The organism is Amycolatopsis roodepoortensis (assembly GCF_014873915.1).
GTDB classification, from domain to species: domain Bacteria; phylum Actinomycetota; class Actinomycetes; order Mycobacteriales; family Pseudonocardiaceae; genus Amycolatopsis; species Amycolatopsis roodepoortensis.
Genome location: NZ_JADBEJ010000005.1, coordinates 3,605,703 through 3,629,179 on the forward strand (window position 1 = coordinate 3,605,703; position 23,477 = coordinate 3,629,179).

The 23,477-nt window shown below is 69.5% G+C and carries 25 protein-coding genes; 12 read left to right on the forward strand and 13 right to left on the reverse strand.

The window, feature by feature from the left end; translation table 11 throughout:
• Nucleotides 1-6: 6 nt before the first annotated feature.
• Complete coding sequence (locus tag H4W30_RS36170) at nucleotides 7-714, forward strand: TIGR03089 family protein (RefSeq protein WP_192746636.1); 708 nt, start codon at nucleotides 7-9, stop codon at nucleotides 712-714.
• 44 nt (nucleotides 715-758) lie between these two features.
• Here the strand turns inward: H4W30_RS36170 and H4W30_RS36175 are convergent, their stop codons facing one another.
• On the reverse strand, nucleotides 759-1,184 hold the full coding sequence (locus tag H4W30_RS36175) for a DoxX family protein (protein ID WP_007031884.1): 426 nt from the start codon (nucleotides 1,182-1,184) through the stop codon (nucleotides 759-761).
• 133 nt (nucleotides 1,185-1,317) lie between these two features.
• Between H4W30_RS36175 and H4W30_RS36180 the strand changes: the two genes are divergently transcribed.
• Nucleotides 1,318-1,770, forward strand: a complete 453-nt coding sequence (locus tag H4W30_RS36180) for a hypothetical protein (protein ID WP_192746637.1) — start codon at nucleotides 1,318-1,320, stop codon at nucleotides 1,768-1,770.
• Here the strand turns inward: H4W30_RS36180 and H4W30_RS36185 are convergent.
• Both H4W30_RS36185 and H4W30_RS36190 read right to left on the reverse strand, forming a co-directional pair.
• Entirely contained in the window at nucleotides 1,718-2,146 is a 429-nt protein-coding gene (locus H4W30_RS36185; RefSeq protein WP_192746638.1) for a hypothetical protein, read from the reverse strand. The two genes, H4W30_RS36180 and H4W30_RS36185, sit on opposite strands and share 53 nt — an antisense overlap.
• Before the next feature lie 168 nt (nucleotides 2,147-2,314).
• Complete coding sequence (locus H4W30_RS36190; RefSeq protein WP_192746639.1) at nucleotides 2,315-3,487, reverse strand: acyl-CoA dehydrogenase family protein; 1,173 nt, start codon at nucleotides 3,485-3,487, stop codon at nucleotides 2,315-2,317.
• A gap of 105 nt (nucleotides 3,488-3,592) precedes the next feature.
• Here H4W30_RS36190 and H4W30_RS36195 point away from each other — a divergent pair, with 105 nt between their 5' ends.
• Nucleotides 3,593-5,242: a class I adenylate-forming enzyme family protein gene (locus H4W30_RS36195; protein ID WP_192746640.1), complete on the forward strand. Its 1,650-nt coding sequence runs from the start codon at nucleotides 3,593-3,595 to the stop codon at nucleotides 5,240-5,242.
• Nucleotides 5,243-5,312: 70 nt separating this feature from the next.
• Here H4W30_RS36195 and purE read toward each other — a convergent pair whose 3' ends face one another.
• The 5 genes from purE to H4W30_RS36220 all read right to left on the reverse strand — a co-directional run bounded on the left by purE (nucleotide 5,313) and on the right by H4W30_RS36220 (nucleotide 10,544).
• Nucleotides 5,313-5,810 carry a 5-(carboxyamino)imidazole ribonucleotide mutase gene (gene purE / locus H4W30_RS36200; RefSeq protein WP_192746641.1) on the reverse strand — a complete coding sequence of 166 codons (498 nt, stop codon included), beginning with the start codon at nucleotides 5,808-5,810 and terminating at the stop codon, nucleotides 5,313-5,315.
• A 9-nt stretch (nucleotides 5,811-5,819) separates the two neighbouring features.
• Complete coding sequence (locus H4W30_RS36205) at nucleotides 5,820-7,004, reverse strand: 5-(carboxyamino)imidazole ribonucleotide synthase (RefSeq protein WP_192746642.1); 1,185 nt, start codon at nucleotides 7,002-7,004, stop codon at nucleotides 5,820-5,822.
• Between the two features lie 53 nt (nucleotides 7,005-7,057).
• Nucleotides 7,058-8,263, reverse strand: a complete 1,206-nt coding sequence (locus H4W30_RS36210) for a glycosyltransferase 87 family protein (RefSeq protein ID WP_192746643.1) — start codon at nucleotides 8,261-8,263, stop codon at nucleotides 7,058-7,060.
• Nucleotides 8,238-9,590 (reverse strand): glycosyltransferase 87 family protein, encoded by a 1,353-nt coding sequence (locus H4W30_RS36215; RefSeq protein ID WP_126735174.1) that lies wholly within the window; start codon nucleotides 9,588-9,590, stop codon nucleotides 8,238-8,240. The genes H4W30_RS36210 and H4W30_RS36215 overlap by 26 nt, the downstream gene beginning before the upstream one ends.
• An 81-nt stretch (nucleotides 9,591-9,671) precedes the next feature.
• Nucleotides 9,672-10,544 (reverse strand): PleD family two-component system response regulator, encoded by an 873-nt coding sequence (locus H4W30_RS36220; RefSeq protein ID WP_126735175.1) that lies wholly within the window; start codon nucleotides 10,542-10,544, stop codon nucleotides 9,672-9,674.
• Between the two features lie 257 nt (nucleotides 10,545-10,801).
• On the opposite strand from H4W30_RS36220, the gene H4W30_RS36225 reads away from it, so the two are divergent.
• The 8 genes from H4W30_RS36225 (at nucleotide 10,802) to H4W30_RS36260 (ending at nucleotide 18,960) form a co-directional block, all read left to right on the forward strand.
• The gene (locus H4W30_RS36225; protein ID WP_192746644.1) at nucleotides 10,802-13,045 is read left to right on the forward strand and encodes a sigma-70 family RNA polymerase sigma factor; all 2,244 of its coding nucleotides are present in this window, start codon (nucleotides 10,802-10,804) and stop codon (nucleotides 13,043-13,045) included.
• A 10-nt stretch (nucleotides 13,046-13,055) separates the two neighbouring features.
• A complete protein-coding gene (locus H4W30_RS36230; RefSeq protein WP_192746645.1) occupies nucleotides 13,056-13,556 on the forward strand; it encodes a GtrA family protein in 501 nt (166 codons plus the stop codon).
• Between the two features lie 319 nt (nucleotides 13,557-13,875).
• A complete protein-coding gene (locus H4W30_RS36235; RefSeq protein WP_192746646.1) occupies nucleotides 13,876-14,415 on the forward strand; it encodes a GtrA family protein in 540 nt (179 codons plus the stop codon).
• A gap of 236 nt (nucleotides 14,416-14,651) precedes the next feature.
• Nucleotides 14,652-16,010 carry an MDR family MFS transporter gene (locus H4W30_RS36240; protein ID WP_192746647.1) on the forward strand — a complete coding sequence of 453 codons (1,359 nt, stop codon included), beginning with the start codon at nucleotides 14,652-14,654 and terminating at the stop codon, nucleotides 16,008-16,010.
• An 11-nt stretch (nucleotides 16,011-16,021) separates the two neighbouring features.
• Nucleotides 16,022-16,858 carry an NAD(P)H-binding protein gene (locus tag H4W30_RS36245; protein WP_192746648.1) on the forward strand — a complete coding sequence of 279 codons (837 nt, stop codon included), beginning with the start codon at nucleotides 16,022-16,024 and terminating at the stop codon, nucleotides 16,856-16,858.
• Between the two features lie 268 nt (nucleotides 16,859-17,126).
• Nucleotides 17,127-17,774, forward strand: coding sequence for a response regulator (locus H4W30_RS36250; RefSeq protein WP_192746649.1), 648 nt, complete (start codon nucleotides 17,127-17,129; stop codon nucleotides 17,772-17,774).
• A gap of 135 nt (nucleotides 17,775-17,909) precedes the next feature.
• Complete coding sequence (locus H4W30_RS36255) at nucleotides 17,910-18,542, forward strand: helix-turn-helix transcriptional regulator (protein WP_192746650.1); 633 nt, start codon at nucleotides 17,910-17,912, stop codon at nucleotides 18,540-18,542.
• Between the two features lie 4 nt (nucleotides 18,543-18,546).
• Nucleotides 18,547-18,960 carry a hypothetical protein gene (locus H4W30_RS36260; protein WP_192746651.1) on the forward strand — a complete coding sequence of 138 codons (414 nt, stop codon included), beginning with the start codon at nucleotides 18,547-18,549 and terminating at the stop codon, nucleotides 18,958-18,960.
• Here H4W30_RS36260 and H4W30_RS36265 read toward each other — a convergent pair.
• From H4W30_RS36265 to H4W30_RS36275, 3 genes are all read right to left on the reverse strand, one after another.
• Nucleotides 18,938-19,450, reverse strand: coding sequence for a hypothetical protein (locus H4W30_RS36265; protein WP_318780727.1), 513 nt, complete (start codon nucleotides 19,448-19,450; stop codon nucleotides 18,938-18,940). The genes H4W30_RS36260 and H4W30_RS36265 overlap by 23 nt on opposite strands.
• A 63-nt stretch (nucleotides 19,451-19,513) precedes the next feature.
• On the reverse strand, nucleotides 19,514-20,797 hold the full coding sequence (locus H4W30_RS36270; RefSeq protein WP_126735183.1) for an ATP-binding protein: 1,284 nt from the start codon (nucleotides 20,795-20,797) through the stop codon (nucleotides 19,514-19,516).
• A gap of 1 nt (nucleotide 20,798) precedes the next feature.
• Nucleotides 20,799-21,503 carry a response regulator transcription factor gene (locus tag H4W30_RS36275; protein ID WP_034304815.1) on the reverse strand — a complete coding sequence of 235 codons (705 nt, stop codon included), beginning with the start codon at nucleotides 21,501-21,503 and terminating at the stop codon, nucleotides 20,799-20,801.
• A 39-nt stretch (nucleotides 21,504-21,542) separates the two neighbouring features.
• On the opposite strand from H4W30_RS36275, the gene hisN reads away from it, so the two are divergent.
• Nucleotides 21,543-22,331, forward strand: a complete 789-nt coding sequence (gene hisN, locus H4W30_RS36280) for a histidinol-phosphatase (protein WP_378234719.1) — start codon at nucleotides 21,543-21,545, stop codon at nucleotides 22,329-22,331.
• A 66-nt stretch (nucleotides 22,332-22,397) separates the two neighbouring features.
• Here the strand turns inward: hisN and H4W30_RS36285 are convergent, their stop codons facing one another.
• Both H4W30_RS36285 and H4W30_RS36290 read right to left on the reverse strand, forming a co-directional pair.
• Nucleotides 22,398-22,673 (reverse strand): hypothetical protein, encoded by a 276-nt coding sequence (locus H4W30_RS36285; protein ID WP_016331362.1) that lies wholly within the window; start codon nucleotides 22,671-22,673, stop codon nucleotides 22,398-22,400.
• The gene (locus tag H4W30_RS36290) at nucleotides 22,670-23,473 is read right to left on the reverse strand and encodes a TNT domain-containing protein (protein ID WP_192746653.1); all 804 of its coding nucleotides are present in this window, start codon (nucleotides 23,471-23,473) and stop codon (nucleotides 22,670-22,672) included. Before H4W30_RS36290 ends, H4W30_RS36285 begins: the two co-directional genes overlap by 4 nt.
• Nucleotides 23,474-23,477: the final 4 nt, after the last annotated feature.

Genomic DNA, 23,477 nt, shown 5'->3' on the forward strand with positions numbered 1-23,477 from the left:
CGTGGTGTGAGCCTCACCGAACTGCTGCTGCGGCCCGTGCTCGGGTCGCCCGCGAAACCGCTGATCACGCACTACGACGACAAACAGGGCAGCCGGGTCGAACTGTCCGTGGCGACCACGGTGAACTGGGCGGCCAAGACGGCGAACTGGCTGGTCGACGAGTTCGACGTCGAGCCGGGCGACGAGGTCGCCGTGGTGCTGCCGTCGCATTGGCAGACCGCCGGTGTCCTGCTGGGCGCGTGGTGGTGCGGCGCCAGGGTGGTGACGGAGACCGCGGGCGCGCGGGTGGCGTTCGTCGCGCCGGGCGGCACGTCCGACGCGTCGGCCACGGCCGTCGTCTCGCTGCACCCGATGGGCCTCGGGCTGCCCGCCGGCTCCGTGCCGGACGGGGCGCTGGACTACCTGACCGAAGCCCGGCTTTCGGGTGACCAGTTCAGCCCGCTGTTCCCCGTGCCCGGCGACACTCCGGCGCTGGGTTCGTCCACTGTGGACGAGGTGCTCGCCGAAGCCCGCTCTCGCGCGTCTTTCGCGGGCCTGTCCGCGGAGGATCGTGTTCTGTCCACTGTGGATTGGGAGGGCGAGGAAGGGATTCTCGCGGGGTTCCTGACGCCGTTGGCGGCAGGCGCGCATCTGGTCCAGGTCACCGACGCGGATCCGGCCAAACTCGCCTCCCGGCGCGAAGCCGAGCGGACGACGGCGGATCTCCAGTCCTGACGTGAGATGAAGGGGCCTTTCGCAAGGCCCCTTCATCTCGAGGGTCACGCGTCCTGGAGCTGCTTCGCCTCACGCTTACGCCCGAAGAGGGCGTGGTCGAGCGACAGCTTGCCGGCGTTGAAGCCGAGCGCGAGCCCGGCGACCGCCAGGACGAGGACGAGTTCGTAGCCGCCCTGACCGGTGAGGCCGTTGTCGAGGTGCACAGAGAGCAGGGCACCGACGGAGACCACGACGAAGCCGAGGCCCACCAGCGGCGTCAGGAAACCGACGATGAACAAGATCGCGCCCACGATCTCCACCGCGATCGCGAAGATCGCCGCGAGCGTCGGCAGCGGGATTCCGGTCTGCTCGAAGAACTTCGCGGTGCCGTCGATCCCGTTTTCCCATTTCTGCAGGCCGTGTGCGAGGAAGACCACACCGACACCGATCCGGCCGAGCAGGAGGGCGACATCCTTGAAACGAGCGAACATCGGGTATCAGCTTTCTGGTCGGTGAATATTCAACTTACCCGGATCACGGTAGGGCACCGGACGCCTCCGACGGCACCTCCGGAGCGTGATCGACAGGTACCCGACAGGAACCCCGTACGGCAGACTCTCGTCCGTGGCGGACGAACGGCTGACCGGCCTGTGGTCGGATGAAATCCTGCATCCGGGCAGCGTCGAGTACGTCGACCTGGCGTTCCGCCGCGACGGCTCCGGATGGTTCTACTGGAAGAGCTGGAGCACCGGATTCTCGGTGTCACGCTTCACCTGGGCGACTCCGGACGCACTGGTCGTGAAGTTCCATCGCACCCTCGATGGCAGGTGGTCCGTCGACAACGGTGTCACCCGTCACGACGTCGAGTCCGACGAGGAGGAAGAGTCCCTCATCGAGCTTGGGTACGAAATCGCGCCTGGCGAAGACCCGTTCGGGACCCCGGTGACCCTGCTCTCGCTGGACCGTCCGCTGATCGCGTATCTGGCGGGTTCGCAGTTCGCCTGGGCCGGGAAACCGGAGTCGCTCAGCGACCCGTCCGCCGATGCTCCGCGGCCAGACCCGTCCAGCCTCCGCTGACGGCCAGCACCTCCAGCACCCGCTCGGCCTGCTCCGCGAACCCGGCCAGATCGGCGTGCAGCAACGCTATCCGCTCGGCGTCGAGCGGGACCTCGTCGTCGGCCCACAGTTCGATCACCGTGCTGACGGTCCACACGAGGAACTGGATGATCCGGATGAACCCCTCCGACGGCTCGTCGACGGCCTCGCGGTAGCCCGTCTCGATCTCGTCGCAGGCCGAGACCAGTTCACGCAGCGGCCGGACGACGTCGGCCGCCGTCCCGTCCCACGCGGCCGTCGGCCACGTGCGATCCCCGAGTTCGAGCCACAACCGCCAGCCGGCGATCAGCTCGGCCTCGTCGTGCGGTGTCCACGACACCGGTGCGAACCAGAACATCTTTCGAGAGTGACACCGGCGGTCCATGATCGCCGTACTTCCGTGAAGCATCTCACCGAGGGGCGATCTCACCTGCGCATTTCGTCACCTGAATGCGCCGCCTGAAGCGCGTGAAGGCCCCCTTCCCTCGGCTGAGCCGAGGGAAGGGGGCCTTCACGCGGGAACGAATCAGCCCTTGAGCAGGGCGCGCGCCATGACCATGCGCTGGATCTGGTTGGTGCCTTCGTAGATCTGCGTAATCTTGGCGTCGCGCATCATGCGCTCCACCGGGAAGTCGCGCGTGTAACCCGCGCCACCAAAGAGCTGCACGGCGTCCGTCGTCACCGACATCGCGATGTCCGACGCGTACGCCTTCGCGGCCGCGGCCATGTAGCCGCCGCGCTTGTCGCCGCGCTCGGTCGCCGCGGCGGAGGCGTAGACGAGGTTCCGGGCGGCCTCGATCTTGATGCCCATGTCGGCCAGCATGAACTGGACGCCCTGGAACTCCGAGATCGACTTGCCGAACTGCTTGCGCTCCTTGACGTACGCGATCGACGCGTCGAGCGCGCCCTGCGCGATGCCCAGCGCCTGCGCGCCGATGGTCGGGCGGGTGTGGTCGAGGGTGCGCAGCGCGGTCTTCAGGCCGGTGCCGGGCTCGCCGATGATGCGGTCGGCCGGGATGGTGCAGTTCTCGAAGTGGATCTCGCGGGTCGGCGAGCCCTTGATGCCGAGCTTCCGCTCCTTCGAGCCGACGGTGAAGCCGGGGTCGTCCTTGTGCACGACGAACGCGGAGATGCCGTTGGCCTTCTTCTCGGCGTTGGGGTCGGTCACCGCCATCACGGTGTACCAGGACGATTCACCCGCGTTGGTGATCCAGCACTTGGTGCCGTTCAGCACCCAGTGGTCGCCGTCGAGCTTCGCGCGGGTGCGCATCGAGGCGGTGTCCGAGCCGGCTTCGCGCTCCGAAAGCGCGTAGGACGCCGAGGCGTCGCCCGAGGCGATCGACGGCAGCACCAGCTTCTTGAGGTCTTCCGACGCCGAAAGAATGATCGGCACCGTGCCCAGCTTGTTCACCGCCGGGATCAACGACGCCGACGCGTCGACCCGCGCGACCTCCTCGATCACGATGCAGGCGGCGATGGCGTCCGCGCCCTGGCCGTCGTAGGCCTCGTCGATGTGGACGGCGTTGAAACCCGACTTGACCAGCGCGTTGTACGCCTCGATCGGGTAGCGCTCGTCCTCGTCGACCTCGGCCGCGTAGGGCTCGATCTCCTTCTCCGCGAGCGCACGCACCGCGGCCCGCAGCTCCTCGTGCTCTTCGGCAAGCTGGTACAGACCCGGGCCGTCAGACACCTTCGTCACCTCTTCTAACCGCGTTTGGGAGTTTGACCGATGTTAGCGCTCGTTCACATTGTGCGACATCGCGAGCGCTTGTGTCTTTGACCGCAAAGTCCGTACGTTCGAGTGATGGAGCTCACCCCGTTCCCCCGGTCGCTCGACTATCCCGAGGTCCCGGTCGGCTCGGTGCTGGCAGGCGCCGCTGCTCGCTGGGGCGCCCGCACGGCCTTCGCCCACGGAGACCAGAGCCTCACCTTCGCCCAGACGTACAGCGCGGCCTGCCGCTTCGCGAACGCCCTGCGTGCCGAGGGCATCGGCAGCGGCGACGTCGTCGCGCTCCACTTGCCGAACTGCCTGGCGTACCCGGTCGCGTACTACGGGACGCTGCTCGCCGGGGCCACCTTCAGCCCGGCGAATCCGCTGCTCCCGCCCGACGACCTCGCCTTCCAGCTCGCCGACGCCGGGGCGGTCGCAGCCGTCACCGTCGGTCCCGTCGCCCGCGTGCTCGCTTCGGTCCGTGACCGGACGTCGGTCCGGCTGAGCATCGTCGTTCACCCGCCCGAGGCCTTGGCGCCGGGAGAGGTCGAGTTCACCGAGTTCTACTCCGCTCACTCGGACGAGCGGCCGGACGTCGAGATCGACATTTACCGCGATCTCGCCCATCTGGCGTACACCGGCGGCACCACCGGACGCTCGAAGGGCGTGTGTCTGCCGCACCGGAACGTCGTGGTCAACAGCCTCCAGAGCTCCTGCTGGCGGCTGGGCGCGGTCCCCGCTGTCGACGCGTCAGGCGAGGTGATCGTCGAGCAGCTCGGCGGTCCGGAGGAATGGCCCTCCCGGATCGGCACCGGCGTCGCCCTCAACCTGACGCCGTGGTTCCACGCCATGGGCACCATCGCCGCGCTCAACGTCCCGCTGCTCGACGGCGGCACCGTCGTCCTGCACGACCGCTTCGACCCGGCCGCGTACGTGGCCGACGCCGAACTGCTTCGGGTCACCACCATCGGCGGGGCGCCGGCGTTGTTCGCCGCCCTGCTCGCCTGCCCCGAGTTTCACACAGCCGACCTGTCTTCGGTACTGACCATCGGTTCCGGCGCGGCGCCGATGAACCACGAGATGATCCGCGCCCTGCAGAAACGCTTCCCCGGAGTGATCATCACCGAGGGCTACGGCCTCACCGAGGTCACCATGGGCGCCGTCATCGCGCCGTCGTATCGCTCCGCCACCCGGAAGGTGGGTTCGGTCGGCCTCCCGCTGCCCGACACCGAGGTCAAGATCGTCCCGGCCGAAGGCGGCGAAGACCCGTTGCCCGCCGGGGAAAGCGGGGAGGTGTGCCTGCGCGGCCCACAGGTGATGACCGGCTATCGCAACCGTCCCGAGGAGAACGCGGCCGCGCTCGTCGACGGCTGGCTGCACACCGGCGACATCGGCATCCTCGACGAGGACGGCTACTTGTCCATTGTGGACCGCAAGAAGGACATGCTGCTGTACAAGGGATACAACGTCTTTCCGCGCGAACTCGAAGAGCTGCTGATCACCCTGCCCGGCGTCTCCGCGGCGGCCGTCGTCGGCAAACCGGACACCGAGGTCGGTGAGCTGCCGGTCGCGTTCGTGGTGCGCAGCGACGAGAACGTCACCGCCGAGCAACTCCTGGAGGCCGTCGGCGCCCGCGTCCTGCCGTACAAACGGCTGCGGGCGATCCACTTCGTCGACCAGATTCCGGTCTCCGCCGCCGGGAAGGTGCTCAAACGGGAACTGCGGAAGCAACTCGCCGACTGATCCTCCCGCATTTCGTCCTCTGGATGCGGTGGTTCGATGGCGAACTACCGCATCCAGAGGACGAAATGCGTCAGCCTTCGACGCGCTTGCGCAAAGCGGCGTCCTTGTCGAGCACCAGCTGCTCAAGATCCGCCTGGAACCGCGCCATTTTCGCTTGAAGCTCCTCATCGGACGCGGCGAGGATGCGTACCGCGAGCAGGCCGGCGTTGCGCGCCCCGCCGACGGAAACCGTGGCGACCGGGACGCCCGCGGGCATCTGCACGATCGAGAGCAGCGAGTCCATACCGTCGAGGTACTTCAGCGGCACCGGCACACCGATCACCGGCAGCACCGTCGCCGACGCGACCATGCCCGGCAGGTGCGCGGCACCGCCGGCGCCCGCGATGATCACGCGCACACCGCGCGAAGCGGCCGAAGTCGCGTAGTCAAGCATCCGCTGCGGAGTGCGGTGCGCCGAGTAGACGCCGACCTCGTATTCGACACCGAACTCGGCCAGCGCCTGCCCGGCCGCTTCCATCGTCGGCCAGTCCGAATCGCTGCCCATGATCAGGCCAACCTGCGGCGCCATTTCCTACTCCTAGTGAATTTCGTAGCCGTCGAGCCAGACGGCGTGGGAAAGCCAGTGCGCGGCGAGCAGCGCGCGGTCGCGCAGCTCTTCCATGCGGTCGCCGACGAGGTTGACGTGGCCGAGTTTGCGGCCGGGACGCTCTCCCTTGCCGTACAGGTGGACGCGGACGTCCGGGTACCGCGCGAACAGGTGGTGCAGCCGCTCGTCCGGGCCCATCGCCGGGGTCTCGGGCGCGCCGAGGACGTTCGCCATCACACAGGCGGGGGCGATCAGGTCGGTCACGCCGAGCGGGTAGTCGAGCACGGCACGCAGGTGCTGCTCGAACTGCGAAGTCTTCGAACCGTCCTGGGTCCAGTGGCCCGAGTTGTGCGGGCGCATGGCGAGTTCGTTGACCAGCAGGCCTTCGTCGGTCTCGAACAGCTCGACGGCGAGCAGGCCGGTCACGTTCAGCGTCGCGGCGATCCGCAGCGCCAGGTCCTGGGCCTCCTGCGTGCGCTCGCGGCTCAGCCCCGGCGCCGGGGCGAGCACCTCGGTGTTGATCCCGCCGGACTGCACGGTCTCCACCACCGGCCACGCCGCGCCCTGCCCGAACGGCGACCGCGCCACGAGCGCGGACAGTTCGCGCCGCATGACGACCTTTTCCTCGACCAGCAAGGGGGTTCCGGCGTCGAGCAGTTCGGGGACGGTCTCGCGGGCATGCTGCGCGGTGTCGAGCATCCAGACACCGCGGCCGTCGTAGCCGCCCTGCGCCGCTTTGAGCACCACCGGCCAGGAGTGCTTGTCGCCGAAGGTGATCACGTCGTCCACAGAGGACACTTCGGCAAAGGCGGGGCCGGGGATCTCGAGCCCGGCCATCATCTCGCGCATGACGAGCTTGTTCTGCGCCATCGACAACGCGGCCGGATCGGGCCGGATGGTGACGCCTTCCATCGCGAGCGTCAGCAGATGCTCGCCGGGAACGTGTTCGTGGTCGAAGGTCAGCACGTCGACCCCGGCGGCGAACGAGCGCAGCGCTTCGAGGTCGGTGTGGTGCCCGTGCACGACCTCGCCAGCGACGAGGCCGGCGGATTCGTTCTCCCCGGCGGCCAGCACGCGCAGGGACTGGCCGAGGGAGATCGCCGCCTGGTGGGTCATCCTGGCCAGCTGTCCGCCGCCCACCATGCCCACGATCGGAAGACCGGTTCGTTTGTCCACTGGCCGAAGTTCTCTTTTCCGCTGAGGCCACATTCAACACTGCGACGCAGAGATTACTTGGCCGCCACCGCCACGACCTGGGCGGACCCGCGTCGCAGCTCCCGCACCGCCAGGCCTGTGATGGCGGTCGCAGCCGTGAGGACGTAGACGTTCCCGAGCAGCGACCAGCCCAGCCCCCAGCCGAACTCGGTCTCCCCGCCGTTGGGCACGAACATGATCAAGCCGCTCGCGAACAGCACCGCGACACCCGCGGCGGGCACCCACGATCGGCGGACGACGAGCAGGACGAGTAACGGCACCGTCCACACCCAGTGGTGTGACCACGACACCGGCGAGAGCAGCAGTCCGTAGAACGCGGTCACCAGCAGCGCGCCGACCGGGTCGCCGCGGCGGTGCAGGCGCACGACCAGCCAGACGGCGGGGACGGCCAAGACGGCGGCGATCGCGACGGCCACCGCCAGTGACCACGACGCGAGTTCCGAAGCGCGGTTCACCAGTCCGTTGAGTGACTGGTTGAAGATCCAGTGCACGGAGCCGACCCGGCTGGGGTCGGTCGCCGATTCGGTCCAGAACCGGACGGCGTCACCGGGGATCACCGCGAACATCACGGCTTCGAGCGCGACGAACGTGCCGAGCGCCCGCAGCGCGTCCTTCCAGCGGCCGGTGAACAGCAGATGCGGCACGAAGATCAGTGGCGTCAGCTTGATCGCGGCCGAGATCCCGATCAGCACCCCGGCCCAGCGCGAACCGCGCGCGGAAAGCACGAGGACGTCGAGGACGATCAGCGCCATCAGGATGAGATTGATCTGCCCGAGGAAGATCGTCTTCCATACCGGCTCCAGCGCCAGCGCGCCCGCCGTGGCCAGCGGCAGCACCCACCACCGGGTGATGGGGGCGCCGCAAGCGCGGGCGACCACGGAGATCACGACGCTCAGGCAGACCACGGAGAGCGCGCCGACCACACCCCAGGTCAGCCCGGCCGGGACGATCGCGAGCGGCAGGAACAGCGGCGCCGCGGCCGGGGTGTAGGTGAACGGCAGCAGCACCCACGGAGGCAACGTCGTCAGCGCCTCGCGGGTGTAGAGCGGTTCACCCTTCAGCAGCGTGAGCGCGCCGGCGCGATAGACGGCGCTGTCCGCGCCGAGGTGCCATTCGCCGAGCCACGCGACGACGCCGAGCGCGAGCATCGCCAGGGCGAGCGCACCCGCCAGCGTGATCCCGACGAGCCGGGCCTCAGCCGCCGGACGCGACTTCAGCATGCTTTTCGGTGTCCGCGGTGCCGCGCTTCCGGCGCAGGTACCACCAGCGCCCGGCCAGCGCCGCCGCCAGCACCAGCGGCATGAAGATGTACGCGCTGCCGAGGATGTTCTGCCACACCTGCCAGTGCAGCTCGACGTTGCGGCCGTTCGGCAGGATCAGCAGCACACAGCTGATGAAGACGAAGAACACCGCGAAGGTGCCGAGCCAGCGTTTCCACGCGGTGGCGGGCGTGGTCTTCGGCAGCCGCGAGACCAGCAGGACGACCAGCGGCGCCACCCACACCCAGTGATGGGTCCAGGAGATCGGCGAGATCAGCAGGATCCAGAACGCCGTCACCAGCATCGCGGCGAGCGCCTGGCCCTTGCGGTGGAAACGAAGCACCAGCCAGATCGCCGGGATCGCGAGCAGCGCGCCGATCCCCATCGCCGCCTTCGACGCCCAGGGCGCGAGCTCGGTGAAGCGGTTCATCAGCGCGTTCAGCGACTGGTTGCCCGCCCAGTGCACCGGGCCGATGCGGCCGGTGTCGGGCAGCGTGTAGGTCCAGTACCGGGCCGCGTCGTGCGGGATGATCAGGAACATCAGGCCCTGCATCGCGACGAAGGTGACGAGCCCGCGGACGGCGTCCATCCGGCGGCCGGTGATGAACAGATGCCCGAGGAACACGATCGGCGTGAGCTTGACCGCGGCCGCGACGCCGACGAGTACGCCGCCCCAGCGGCTGCCCCGTGCCCCGATGACCAGAATGTCGAGCATCACCAGCGCCATCAGGATGATGTTGATCTGGCCGAGGAAGATCGTGCGCCACACCGGCTCGAGGCCGAGGAAGACGAGGAAGAACGCGATCGTCGACCGGGCGGGCGAGGCCCACCAGCGCGGGCCGTCGGTCGAGGGCTTCGGCAGCGCGCCGATGGCGATCCGGACGCACAGCGCCAGCGCGAGCAGCGAGACCGCGGTCAGGAGCCCCCAGGCGACCTGCGTCGGGACGATCGCGAGCGGGATGAACAGCAGCGCGGCGGTCGGCGGGTAGGTGAACGGCAGCAGCGCCCACCACGGCTCCACCGGAAGTGTGTTCGCGTCGTACAGCGGGTCGCCGTTCAGCAGCGTTTCGGCGCCGGCGCGGTAGACCGCGCTGTCCACGCCCAGCACCCACTCGTGCTGCCAGCCCCAGATCCCGAAACCGATCGCGACCAGCGGGATCACCGACAGGATCAGGATCGATCTCGGCCGGACGGACAAGCGGGCGAGCGACTTCCGCAGCGACAACCGATGCTGCGGGCGGCTCGCCGAAACGTCGCCGTTGGCGTCGGCGGGAACAGTCCGGGTCACGCGAACAGGAAATCATGAACCGGGTCGTCCCTGGTCGACAGGGTCGGCCGTGACCTGGAGAACGTCTTACGCTACCCCGCGTCAGGAGCGCGCGAGCGTGCCGAGGAGATCGCACGCCAGTTCGTAGGTCGCCGGGAGCCGGACCGCCGAGATCTGCGGGCGGCCCGTGTCCCGCAACTGGGCGTCCACGGAAAGCCGCTCGTTGAGCGCCCTTCGCAGCGCGACGCCGGACGAAGCGAGCCGCACGTCCTTCGGCACGAGGGCGCCCGCGACCGACGGCCCGATCGAGGCGACGCTCTCCCCGCCGTCGAACACCTGCTTGAGCGCGTCCGCGACCAGGATCATCCCGGTCAGCCGGGGCCAGCCCGCGACCGAGCTGAAGTCCATCGAGACCACGAGCAGTGTGTGCGCCTCCGCGACCGGCCGCTCTTCGCGGCGGGCCTGGCGGTACAGCTCACTCAGCCGGGTCCTCAGGTAGGCGGCGGTGGGCAGCCCGGTGAGGGGTTCGGTGACCTCGGTGTTCACCAGCTGATCGGTCGCGACGTCCGCCCAGGCGAGCGCCGTCACCCTCAGCAACCGGGACGGGGTGGAGTCGACATCCGGCGCGAGGAATCCGTCCACGGCGTCCGGGTCGGCGAGCACGGCGTGCAACGCCGCGAGGTCCGCGAGCGTTTCGGCGAGGCCGGCACCCGCGGCGGCCCGGGCCCGGCCCAGTCCCGCGAGGGCGGTCTCCGCCACTTCGGCGGGCGCGACCCGGCCGTTCTTGATCACCGCCGCGCAGACGGCGTCGACCTCGGGAAGACCCCAGTCACTCGGGAAACGCCAGCCCGCGGCCAGGCTGGCGGTCCGCCAGCGGGCCCGCAGTGCGCGGAGCGTGCGATCTCGTTCGAACCGGTTCCAGGCGGCTTGCCCATCGGATCCCCCGGACGGCGCACCGGTGGCCGGTACGTCCACTGCCCACCGCCCCTTTCCGTTCCGATCTTTTCGATCTTGCGATCGCTTCACGGTGGGGACGCCCGTCCACGCCGCGCGTGACGGCGTTTTTCAAGGATCTTTCCGAACTCTTCGGTAACCCAGGGCGGGTGATGGCGTTGCGCCCTCCGGGTCATCGACGGGACCGCGAGGTGACGTACGTCGCCCTGTCCGTCACACTGAGCGTGTTCGGGCGTTTAAGACAGTAGACCCGCCGAACCAGCAGATGAAGGAGCCCCGTGTCCACCGTTCCCGCCGATCTCTCCGGTAAGAGTGACGCCGAGCTGATCGCCGAGGTGCGTGACGGGAAGATCGCGTCTTACGGAACCCTTTACGAGCGCCACGCCGGCGCGGCGCACAACCTCGCCCGTCAGCTCGCCCGCTCGAGTTCCGAGGCCGACGACCTCGTTTCGGAAGCCTTCGCGAAGGTGCTGGACACGCTGCGCGGCGGCAAAGGCCCCGACGCCGCGTTCCGCGCGTACCTGCTGACCGCGCTCCGGCACACCGCTTACGACAAGACGCGCAAGGACAAACGCGTCGACCTGAACGAGGACATGTCCGACGTCGGCGGTGCCGTCGGCGAAGCGCTGACCGTCCCCTTCTCCGACACCGCCGTCGCCGGGCTCGAGCGCACGCTCGCCGCGAAGGCGTTCGCCAGGCTGCCCGAGCGGTGGCAGGCGGTGCTGTGGCACACCGAGATCGAAGGACAGACGCCCGCCGAGGTCGCTCCGCTGCTGGGCCTGACCGCGAACGGTGTCTCCGCGCTCGCCTACCGCGCCCGTGAAGGGCTGCGGCAGGCCTATCTGCAGGTCCACCTGGCCGAGAACTCCGCCGAACGCTGCCGCGCGAGCGCGGACAAGCTCGGCGCCTGGACCCGGGACGGGTTGTCCAAACGCGAACGGACCCAGGTGGAGAACCACCTGGACGAATGCGATAAATGCCGCGCGCTGGCCGCGGAACTGGCCGACGTCAACACCGGTCTGCGCGGGATCATCGCGCCGATCGTGCTCGGTGGCGCGGCTCTCGGTTACCTGGCGACGACCGGGGCGGGCAAGGCGGGCGCGGTCACCGCGGCCGCGACGGCCGCCGCCGCGGGTTCGAGTTCGGGCGGCGCCGCCGGCGCGGCCGCGGCCGGACCGCGCCAATTCGCGGGCGTGGCCGGATCGGGTGCGGCCATCGTCGCCGCGGTCGCGGTGGCGCTCGCCGCCGGTGGCGGCACCCAGGAGATCCCGGCCGCGGCGGCGGTCGCGCCGCCCGCCGCGGCGCCCGCCCCCAAACCGGCCGACCCGCCTCCGGCGCCTCCTGCCGCCCCGCCGCCGGCGCAGCAGCCCGTGCCGCCCGCTCAGCAGGTGCCGCCTCCGGCTCAGGCCCCGGCGCCCGCCCCGGCTCCCACCCCGGCCGAGCCGCCCGCGCCCACACCCACGCCGGGGGTCCCGGCACCTCCGGTGATGACGGCGTCGACCCCGGCCGGCGGCATCCAACTCCAGCCGGGTAAAGACGCCAACCTGCCGATCACCGTGCGCAACGACGGCGGGTCGAAGTCCGAGCCCGTGGCGGTCTCGCTGAACCTGCCGAGGGGTGTGACGGCCGTTCCCGCCGGTGGCGGTGGCGCGATGGGCGTCAACGGTTTCCGTCAGCAGGCGCCCGCTCCGATCGCGGTGAGCTGCCCCGGCGGCACCGGCACGGTGACCTGCCGGACCGGTACCGGCCTCGAACCGGGGCAGTCCGCGGTGCTGACGTTCCGGCTGCGCGCCGACGCGACGGCCGAGGACGGCGCCATGGTGACCGGTTCGGTGACGGCGGGCGCGCAGATCAAGGTGTCGGTCGCGGTGAAGGTCAAGGTGCCGGCGCCGCGGGACGACCTCACCCTGACGGCCAGGAGCGTCGGCCTGTCCGGGTTCCCCTGGAACCGCAACCCGCTGCTGAACATCAGCGTGAAGAACACGGGCGAGACGACGAAGCCGGTGACGATCACGCTCGATCACCGCATTCTCTACTCGTCGAGCTTCTCCGGCATCCGATGCACTCCGACCGGCGAAGGTGCGTCGTGCACTTCGCGTGGCTCGCTGGCTCCGGGGCGCCAGGCGAACCTGATGGTGACGCTGAAGGGCCGTCCGCCGGCGCATGTCCCGGTGACGGTGAACGCCACCCTCGGCGCTGCCAAGGCGAAGCCGGTCGAGGTCTACTTCGACTGCTGGCACCACTGGTGTGACGACGACGCGCTGCTTCCGTCGACCACGGTGCCTTCGCTGCCTTCGATCACCTCGAAGCCTTCGGGCGCTCCGGACACGACGAAGCCCGGGCGGCCAGGGTGGCCCGTTCCGACGAAGAAGCCTCTGACGTCCGTGTCGCCTTCGGCGCCTGCGCAGCGGGAGCCGTCCCAGCCGGCGGAGACGACCACGACGACGAGCGCGCCGCCGCAGCCAGGCAAGTCCAAGCCGTCCACGCGGCCCAACGGAGTGGTCGACCGCATTTTCCAGTAGCGTCGCCCGCATGCGGGGGAAGCATCGCGAACTGCTGCGGTTCGCACTGGTCGGTGGCGCGAGCTTCGTCATCACGATGACGATCACCTACGGGCTCAAGTTCACCGTGCTGACCGACAAACCGGTCACCGCGCTGGTCATCGGCGTGCTGGTGGCGACCGTGTTCTCGTACGTCGCGAATCGTGAATGGTCCTTTCGCAGCCGCGGCGGGCGTGAGCGAGCCCACGAGGCGGCGCTCTTCTTCCTGCTCAGCGCGATCGCGCTCGGCCTCAACGCGCTTCCGCAGCTGGTTTCGCGGTACGTGTTCAAGCTGGAGCAGCCGTATGTCGGGCTGCTGACCCAGGAGATCGCCGACTTCTTCAGCGGCGTGATCGTCGGCACCCTGCTCGGCACGGCTTTCCGCTGGTGGTCGTTCAAGAAGTGGGTCTTCCCGGAGGCGGACGCGCGGCCGCGGCTGCTGCGAGGTGGCGGGCGGGAGATTTCCGACATTCCCGACGATTCCGCCGCCTGACCTGCCAAGTGGTAGCAAAGGTCCCTTGCTCTCTTTTCGCAGGCGCGGCGCGTCGCGAAAGCCACTTTCGGGACGTCTGATGTCCCGAAAGTGGCTTTCGGGACATCATCGCCAGGGCAGGGGCGGACCACGCCACGGGCGACGTTGCGAAAGCCACTTTCGCGACGTTGAAGGTTGCGAAAGTGGCTTTCGCAACGCCAGCGGCAGCAGAAGCGAGCGGGTCAGTCAGGGTCGCCACCGAAACACCCAAAGCGTCATATATCGCGCTGTCCATCCCCTGCCGACCCGTTCGGCGGGCGACGCGAATTAGACTGATCTGGTGACCGTGGTCGAATCCGTCCTTTCCAGGACGCCCGAGCCGCTCCGATCCGTGCTGATCAAGCACCGTGAGCTGTTGAAGTTCGCGATCGTGGGCGGCACGACGTTCCTGGTCGACAACGGCGTCTGGTACCTGCTGAAACTCAGCGTGCTGGAGTCGAAGCCGACCACGGCGAAGGCCATCGCGATCATCGTCGCGACGATCGTGTCCTACATCCTCAACCGCGAGTGGTCGTTCCGGACCCGCGGCGGCCGCGAACGGCATCACGAAGCGGCGCTCTTCTTCGTGATCAGCGGTATCGCCGTGGTGGTCAACCTGATCCCGCTCTACACGTCGCGCTACATCTTCGACCTCGAAGTGCCGCACGTGACGCGGTTCGTCCAGGAGCTGGCGGACTTCACCAGCGGGTCGATCATCGGCATGCTGCTGGCGATGTTCTTCCGCTTCTGGGGCTTCAAGAAGTGGGTCTTCCCGGATGAGCTGGGCAAACGCCGCCGGGACAGCGACGAGCCGGACGACGACGTCGTTCCCCTGCGCTAAGTACTTGTCACAAGACATGTGATTGTCTAAGGTCATCCATGTCAACGTTCCTTCACTGATGACGCCGGCCGGGTTCGCACGGCCGAGCGGGACGAATCCGAGGTGATCGCCAAGCGCGAAGAGGACCGCATCCGGTTCGGATGACGGTTGAGCCTTTTCCCGTCTTGGCGGGGATCCGGAGTGCTACTCCGCGTCCCTCGCGTTCCCTCGTTTCTTCCAGTGAATGGATCTCTTCCTTGAGCACCGCTCTCGGCGCGCCGCCGCGCGCCCGAAACACCCTTGCCCTCGTCGGGCTCTTCGCCGCCGTATTCCTGGCGATGCTCGACGCCCAGGTCGTCGCGACCGCGCTCCCGCGCATGGTCGGAGAACTCGGCGGCGCCGCGTTGTTCGCCTGGGTCACCACCGCCTACCTGCTCGCGGGCAGTGTCAGCGCGCCCGTCTACGGAAAACTAGGCGACCTCTTCGGCCGCAAGCGCGTCGTGCTCGCCGCGATCGCGCTGTTCGTCCTCGGCTCCCTCGCCTGCGCGCTCGCGCCGACGATGCCGCTGCTGATCACCGCCCGCGTACTTCAGGGCATCGGCTCCGGCGGCCTGTTCGTCGCCGTCGCCGCGATCATCGGCGAACTGTTCCCGGGACGCGAAGGCGCCCGCTACTTCGCCTGGTTCTCGATCTGCTTCGCCGGGTCCTCGCTCGCGGGCCCTGTCGTCGGCGGCGTCCTGACCGACCTCGCGGGCTGGCGGTCGATCTTCGGCCTCAACGTGCCGATCGGGCTGGCCGCGTTCGCGGTCGTCGCGCGCTGCCTGCGCCTCGAACGACGCCGGACGATCGCGCCGTTCGATCTCGCTGGCATCGTCGTCCTCTCCGGCGCGATCGTCGGCCTGACCCTGGCGACGCCACTGTCGGCGTCGATCGGCGCGGCGCTGCTCGTCGCCTTCCTGCTCATCGAACGCGGAACAGCCGAACCGGTGATCCCGCTCCGGCTGTTCCGCTCCAGGATGTTCAGCCTGAGCGTGCTGGCCAGCGCCGCCGCCGGGTTCGTCTTCCTGGGTTCGGTCAACTATCTGGCACTCTTCCTGCAGACCGCGGGCAGCGCCGGACCTTCGGAAGCCGGGCTCCTGCTGCTGCCGATGACGCTCGCGGTCGCCGTGTCGTCGATGGTCGCGGGCCGGGTCATCGCCAAGACCGGCGCCTATCGCTGGGCACCGATCCTCAGCATGGTCCTCGGCCTCGCCGCCGCGCTCGCGATGTCCACAATGGACGAAACGACGCCGCTGCCGCTCGTCGTCGCCTACCTCGTCCTGTTCGGCGCGGCGGCCGGGCTCAACATGCAGGTGCTTTCCATGGCGGCGCAGCAGAACGTCGCCAGGACCGATCTCGGCGCGGTTTCGGCGACCGTCGGCTTCCTGCGATCCCTCGGCACCACGGCCGGGCTGACCGTTTTCGGCGCGGTGTTCACGAACGCCTTCACCGACGACAGTCCCGCCGGTTACTCGTCCGCGTTGAATGGCGTGTTCTGGGTGATGGTCCCCGCCCTGGCCGTCGGACTCGCCGCTTCCCTCTTCCTGCCGCGCGTTCCGCTGCGGCACCACCACTAAGGAGTCTTCCGATGATTCTCGTTCTCGGTTCCACCGGCAAAATCGGCCGCGAGCTCGTCCCCGCGTTGCTGGACAGGGGCGCTCGCGTGCGTGCCCTGACGCGCGACCCCACCCGCGCGCGGATCGATCCGCGCGCCGAGGTCGCCGCCGGTGATCTCGACGCCTTCGATCCCGCGCTGCTCGACGGTGTCGACCGCGTGTTCGTGCTGACCTCCGGGCACGGCTCGGATCCGCTCGCCCAGGAGCGGGCCGTGCTCGAGGCCGCCACCGGCGTCTCGCACGTCGTCAAGCTGTCCACGACGGGCGTCCACTTCGGACAGACCGATCCCATCTCGCTCGTGCACGCCGAGGCCGAACGGGCCGTGCGCGAAGCCGGGCCGGACTGGACGATCCTGCGCCCCGGCACGTTCATGGACAACCGGTTCGCGTGGCTGCCCGCCGTGCGCGGCGACGGGGTGGTCCGCGTGACCGAAGGCGACCCGGCGTCCGCGCTGGTGCACGTCCGCGACATCGCCGAAGTCGCCGCGACCGTGTTGACCACCGATGGGCACGCGGGCAGGACGTACCCGATCACCGGCGGCGAAGCGCTCACGACGCGGCGGCAGGTCGAGATCCTCGGCGAGGCGCTCGGACGACCGCTGACGTACGTCGAAGAGCCCGAAGCCGCTTCGCGGGCCAGGATGCTCGGGTACGGCTGGCCCGCTTCGGCGGTCGACGGGATCTTCGAACTCAAACGGCAGTCGGCCGGGAACGAGGAGATCGTGTTCGACACCGTCCGGGAACTGCTCGGGCGGGCACCGCTGACGTTCGCGGACTGGGCTCGGGAGCACGCCGCCGCCTTCGCCTGACCTGCGGAAAGGGAGCAAGGGACCTTTGCTACCACCTGGCTCCCGCCCGACCGTGAAGGCCTCCTTACCTACCTTCAGGGAGGCAAGGAGGCCTTCACGGACTTGAGACCCGAACTTGCGCCGAAAGGGTTAATGGGTTGGGCGAGCCACCGCGATACGCGATACTCATCAGGCGTTTAATTTCCGCCGGTCCGCTGTCCGGACCACGCGTTGTCCGCCGAGCGGCCCTCTCGTTAACGTGCCGCGTCGGGGAGACAGGGGGAACCGTATGAACGAACGCCTTCGAGTGCTCGTGGTCGACGACCATCCGCTGTTCCGGTTCGGGGTCTGCACGCTGCTCGCCAACGAACCGCTGGTCGACGTGGTCGGTGAAGCCGCGAGCGGCGCGCACGCGATCAGCGCGGCGAGCGCGCTCCGGCCCGACGTCGTGGTCATGGACCTGCATCTGCCCGATATCAGCGGCGCCGAGGCGACCCGGCACATCGTCGCCGAACGGCCGGACGTCGGCGTGCTCATGCTGACGATGGCGGACGAGAGTGAATCCGTTTTCTCGGCGATGCGGGCCGGAGCCCGCGGATATCTGCTGAAGGACGCGGAGCCCGACGAAATCATCCGCGCCGTTCATGCCGTCGCGAGGCGCGAAGCGATCTTCGGGCCGGACATCGCGACGCGCGTGCTCGGCTTCTTCAACCACGCGCAGCCGAGCACGGACACGGTGTTCCCGGAACTCACCGTCCGCGAACGAGAGGTCCTCTCCCTCATCGCCGGCGGGCACAGCAACACCGCCATCGCCAGCACTCTCTGTCTCAGCCCGAAAACCGTGCGGAACCATATTTCGAACGTCTTCAGCAAGCTCCACGTCGCGGATCGCGCCGAAGCGATCGTCCGTGCCCGAGAAGCGGGGTTGGGCCGGTGAAAAAGCGACCCCGATAAGGGCGGCTTTTCGGGCAATTCCGGGACCGGAGTCCCATGCGCTCGGGACACCTCACCCGGCAGGGTGAGTAGCGCGAGGGGTGGGACCCTCGCACCGTTCGAGGGGAATGGGAATCACATGTTCGAACCGAACAGGACACCGGTGGTCGTCCGCGCCACCGATCCGATTTTGCACAACGGCGTCTGCATGACGCTCCGCTCCCGTGACGACGTCTGGCTGGTGGACGGGGAGACCGCCGAGCCGACCATGGTGGCCCTCCTGGTCACCGACCGCCTCGACGAGGCCATGACACAACTACTGTCCGCACTGCACCACCAAGGGTTCACCCGCATCGTGCTCATCGCGGGTGAAGTCGACGACAACGAGATCCTCAGCGCCATCGAGCACGGCGTCTGCGCGGTCGCCCGCCGATCCGAGGCGGGCGCCGACGTCCTGGTCCGGCTGATCAAGGCGGCCGCGGCCGGGGAAGGCGCGCTGCCGCCCGACCTGCTCGGCAGGCTGCTGCACCGGGTATCGCGGCTGCAACGCCAGGTCTTGCAGCCGCGCGGCCTGCATTTCGGCGGCATGAGCAGCCGGGAGACCGAGGTGCTCAAGCTGGTCGCGTCGGGGTTCTCGACGCAGGAGATCGCCGACCAGCTCTGCTATTCGCAGCGCACGGTGAAGAGCATCCTGCACGACGTGACCAACCGGTTCCAGCTCCGGAACCGCTCGCACGCGGTGGCTTACGCACTGCGTGAGGGATTGATCTGACGCCGTGATCAGCCAGGTCGACGAGGCGTTGTGCCTGCTCATCGCGCCTCATCTGCCGGAGGGGACGGTGGTCCGGCTGGATCCGCCGAAACCCACCTGGCAGACCGAGACGCGGGTGTCGAGCGTCGACCTGTTCCTCTTCGCCCTGCACGGCGCCGGCCCGGAAACCGGCGCCGTGCGGGGCCAGTGGTGCGAACTGTCCTATTTGGTCACCGCACAGGCGGACAAGGTCCGGGACGAGCACACCCTGCTCGACCGCTCCCTGCGGATCCTGCTGGGGACGGAGTTCCTCATGGTCGGCGACCAGCAGGCGCGGATGTCGCTCGGGCGAACCGATCCGACCGGGCTGTGGGCGGGCCTCGGCCTGCCCGCCCGTGCGGCGTTCGTCGTCACGGTCACGGCGGAGTACCGAGACTGAGCACCGAGGACCGCCGCAGGACCACCCCGCCGATGGACGACAGCTGCCCGCCGAAGAGCTCGCACCATTCGGCGGCCGTCTCGGGCGGGCCGCAGTCACCGGCCCGTTTCGCCCATCCCGCGCGGACTTCGAGGCGGTAGCCGAGGATCCCGGTCAGGGTCAGCCCGTTCCGGCTGGCACCGACCCCGCACATGCCCCGGTAGAGCCGGGCGTCCGGCGGCCGGAATTCGGCGCTCTGCTGGACGAACCGGTGTCCCGCCGCCCCGGTCACGGTCGCGACCGGGGTGTCGATCCCGCTGACGAACAGCCCTTTCGACAACAGATCCAAAGCCTCCGCCTCCATCCGCTCCACCACACCGGGCGGGCGGCGGCACGCGTACAGCGCGCCGTCGAAGGACAACCCCACGGTGACCGCCACCTTGCCGATTTCGAGGCTCGCCGCGGCCACCGGACTCACCGGTGGGTGGTACCGGAACGCCGTCGCACGCACCCCCCGACGGTAGGTCGGCCCATTGCCGTGGCACTGCCCGATCGGGACGTCCTTGGGGAGGTCTTAGCGCGGGACCCGCTCGGCTGGCCAGCGCACCTCGGCCACATCGCCCGGCCGGGGCACCTTCAGGAAGAGGCTGAACACCGCGGGCTGTTTGCTCGACAGCTCCAGCCTGCCGCCGTCCGCCTCGATGAGCGCGCGGGCGAGCGCGAGCCCGACACCGGTCGACCCGCCGCCGGAGAAACCGCGTTCGAAGATATGCGGCGCGAGTTCGTCGGGCACTCCCGATCCGGTGTCGGCGACCTCGACGACGACAGTGCCTTCAGTGTCGCCTCGCCGCGCGGCGAGCGTCACCGTTCCCGCGCCGTGGCGCAGTGCGTTGTCGAGCAGGACGCCGACGACCTCGCGCAACCGGCCCGGCGTCGCCCTCGCCCTCAGCCCGTCGGTGACGCGGATCCGCAGATGCCTTCCTTCGGCGCGAAGCAGCTGTCGCCACTCTTCGGAGACTTCGGGAAGCACCTCCTGCAGGTTCACCGGTTCGGCGCCGACCTCGCGTGCCGCGCGGGCGGCGGCCAGCAGTTCGTCGAGGGCCTCGGCGAGCCGGTCGGCCTGTTCCTGCGCGGCCTTCGCCTCGTCGACGACGTCCTGGTCGGAGTGGATGGTGAGCGGTTCGAGCCGCAGCTGCAACGCGGTCAGCCTGCTCCGCAGCTGGTGGGAGACGTCGCCGACGAGCTGACGTTCGCGCTGGACGAGCTGCGCGAGCGCCGAACCGGACGCGTCGAGCGCCTCGGCGACCATGTCGAGTTCGCCGACGCCGTAGCGTTTGGGATCCGGCCGGAAATCGCCGCCGCCGAGTTTGACCGCGCGATCCGCGACGTGTCTCAGCGGTTTCGCGAGCCTTCGCGCGGTCACCGTCGCGACCACCGTGCCGGTGCCCACCGACAGCACGACCAGCAGCACCACCAGCAGGGTGACCTGGGTCTGGCGCGTACGCATCGGCCCGGCGGGCACGGCCAGCTCGACCTCGCCGTGCAACGCGATCGGCGCCTTCTCGGACACCACGTCGGAGCCAGGGTCGGAGCCGTACCGTTTCTCGATCTGTCCCTGGGCGCGGACGGTCAGCAACCCGCCCTGCGGGACACCCACGCGGACCAGGTCGAGGTTGATCGGCTGGCCGACGGCGATCTCGTTGTCCAGCGTCGCCGCGATCCCGCGTGCCGAAGAGGCGAGGTTCTCCCGGTTGAGGTTCTCGACCAGCTGCCACGCGGTGATCCCCAGCGGGATGCCCAGCACCGCCGCGGTGACCGCGACGGCGAGCAGGATCGCCAGGAGGATGCGGCGGCGCATGCTATTCCGCGTTGAAGCGGAAGCCGACGCCGCGGACCGTGGCGATCCGCCGTTCGCCGTCGCCGTTCCCGCCGGGTTTGCCCGCCCTGCCCGCGGCTTCGTCGGCCGCGATTGCGAGCTTCCGCCTGAGCCACGACATGTGCATGTCGAGCGTCTTCGAGGTCTTCGATTCGAGGTCGTTCCACACCTCGGCGAGGATCTCGTCGCGGCTGACCACCTGGCCCGCGCGGCTCATCAGGACGCGGAGCAGCTCGAACTCCTTGTTCGCCAGCTGCACCTCGTGCAGGTCCACGGTGACCATCCGGGCGCCGAGGTCCATCCGCACTCCCCCGGCTTCGAGCACGTCGGGCGCCCGGCGGCGGAGCAGCGCGCGGATGCGGGCCAGCAGTTCGGCCAGCCGGAACGGCTTGGCGACGTAGTCGTCGGCGCCTGCGTCGAGCCCGACCACGAAGTCGACCTCGTCGGTTCGCGCGGTGAGCATCAGCACCGGCACCTCAGTGCCGCTGGCGCGCAGACGGCGGCACACCTCGAGCCCGTCCATCCCGGGCAGGCCGAGATCGAGGACCAGCAGGTCCACCCGGTCGCTCTCGGTCGCGTCGAGGGCGGCGGGCCCGTCGCCGACGACCCGCACGTCGTACCCCTCCCGCTGGAGTGCGCGGGAAAGCGGATCGGCGATGGCCGGGTCGTCCTCGGCGAGTAGCACCATGCTCACCTGGCCAACTCTACGACTGCCGGGCGTGAAACCATCGTCACCGTGCCTGGCTACGAGAATGATCTGGAACTCGCCACCCGGCTGGCCGACGCCGCCGACGCCATCACCACCGCCCGGTTCCGCGCGCTCGACCTCGCGGTGGAACGCAAACCCGACCGGACACCGGTCACCGACGCGGACACCGCCGTCGAGGACGCCATCCGCGCGATCCTCGCCGCGGACCGGCCCGACGACGCGGTGCTCGGCGAGGAACGCGGCGGCACCGCGGCGACCGGCCGCGCCTGGGTGCTCGACCCGATCGACGGGACCAAGAACTTCCTGCGCGGGGTCCCGGTCTGGGCGACGCTGATCGCGCTGGTCGAAGACGGCACGCCCGTGGTGGGGATGATCAGCGCGCCGCTGCTCGGCCGCCGCTGGTGGGCCGCCGACGGCGACGGCGCCTGGATGAGCGACTCCGCCGGGGCACGCCGCATCTCGGTGTCGAAGGTCGCGTCGCTCGAAGACGCGTATCTGTCCACAACGGACCTGAACTCGTGGGTGGAGTACCACTCCCGCGAGAAGTACCTCGATCTCGTCAACGCCTGCTGGGAAAGCCGCGCGTTCGGCGATTTCTGGCACCACTGCCTGGTCGCGGAGGGCGCGCTCGACGTCACCGCGGAATGCATCGTGAACCCGTGGGACGTCGCCGCGGCGCAGGTGCTGATCACCGAAGCCGGTGGCCGGTTCAGCGACCTGAACGGCGAAGCGCGCTACGACAACGGCTCGGCGCTGTCGACGAACGGTCTGCTGCACGACGAGGTCCTAACGATCCTGAAGCGCTGAACGCGCGTGAAGGCCCCCTTCCCTCGGCTGAGCCGAGGGAAGGGGGCCTTCACGCGCATCGGGGTATCACTGCGCCCCGGGCAGCAGGCCGACGGCCCCGCGCGCGACCTGCGACCAGGCCAGGCGTCCGAAGAGGTAGTGGCAGGCGACCTGCTCGCTGGTGAACCGCGCCCAGTCGTACCGGTTGCCCTGCTCGCGCCAGAAGACCTCCCAGGCCGGTTCGGCGCCTTCCTCCTCGGTGCGCATGAGGCACCACGCGTTGTCCGCCTCCGCGCCGACCGACACCACTTCGGGCGGCACACCCAACGCGGCCAGCCACCGCAGGATCGTCCCCGTGTTCACCAAACCTCCCCCGTGACGTCCGCCAGGAAGCCCAGCGTGACGAGTTCATCGGCGCCCAGCACCGTGCGGAAGCACACCCCGCCGCCGGGCTGGCCGAACCATCCCGCGGTCACCGAGCGCCAGACCGGCAGTGCCCGCGCGACACGGTAACGCCGGTACGAGGTGACCTGATCGGGTGGCAGCGAGCGCATCGAAAACAAGGTCGTGTCCTCGGCGAACACCCGGCCGTGCTGATCCCCGAAGCGGTCGAGGTGGGTGCCCACCTCCAGCATCACCGGCCTCGCCGCAACGGCGTCGTCGGGCCACAGGTAGCCCGTCTCCGTCACGAAACGCGCTTTCCAGTCCTCTTCGGACATTCCGCCCCACGGATCGTGGCCCCTGGTCAACTCGGCCGGGGGCGCGACGCCCGGAGCCGTCGGCGAGCGCCGGAAACCGCTGCTGACGTGGGACAACGCGTCCAGGTCGTCGAGCACGTCCGCCTCGGGATGGTCCTGCGGGCCGGAACCGCCCTCGGGGAGCGGCAACTGGCGCGCGGGTTTCCCCATCGCCACCGGCAGATGCCCGATGGGGAACATGTGCACGAGGAACAGCGCGATCACGCTCTCCCGCTCGGTCCGCAAGGCCCCCATCGGAGGTGGAGCGGCGGGCGGGGGCGGAGGAAACGGCACGCGCAGCGGCGCCACCGCGGGCGGCCACGGCGAAGGCGCGTACGCGGCGCGCACCCCGTGCGGCGGGGTCGGGGCGTCGTACTCGGCAGGCAGCCGGATCGGGCCCGTTCCGGCCTCGCTCGGATCGGTCACCGCA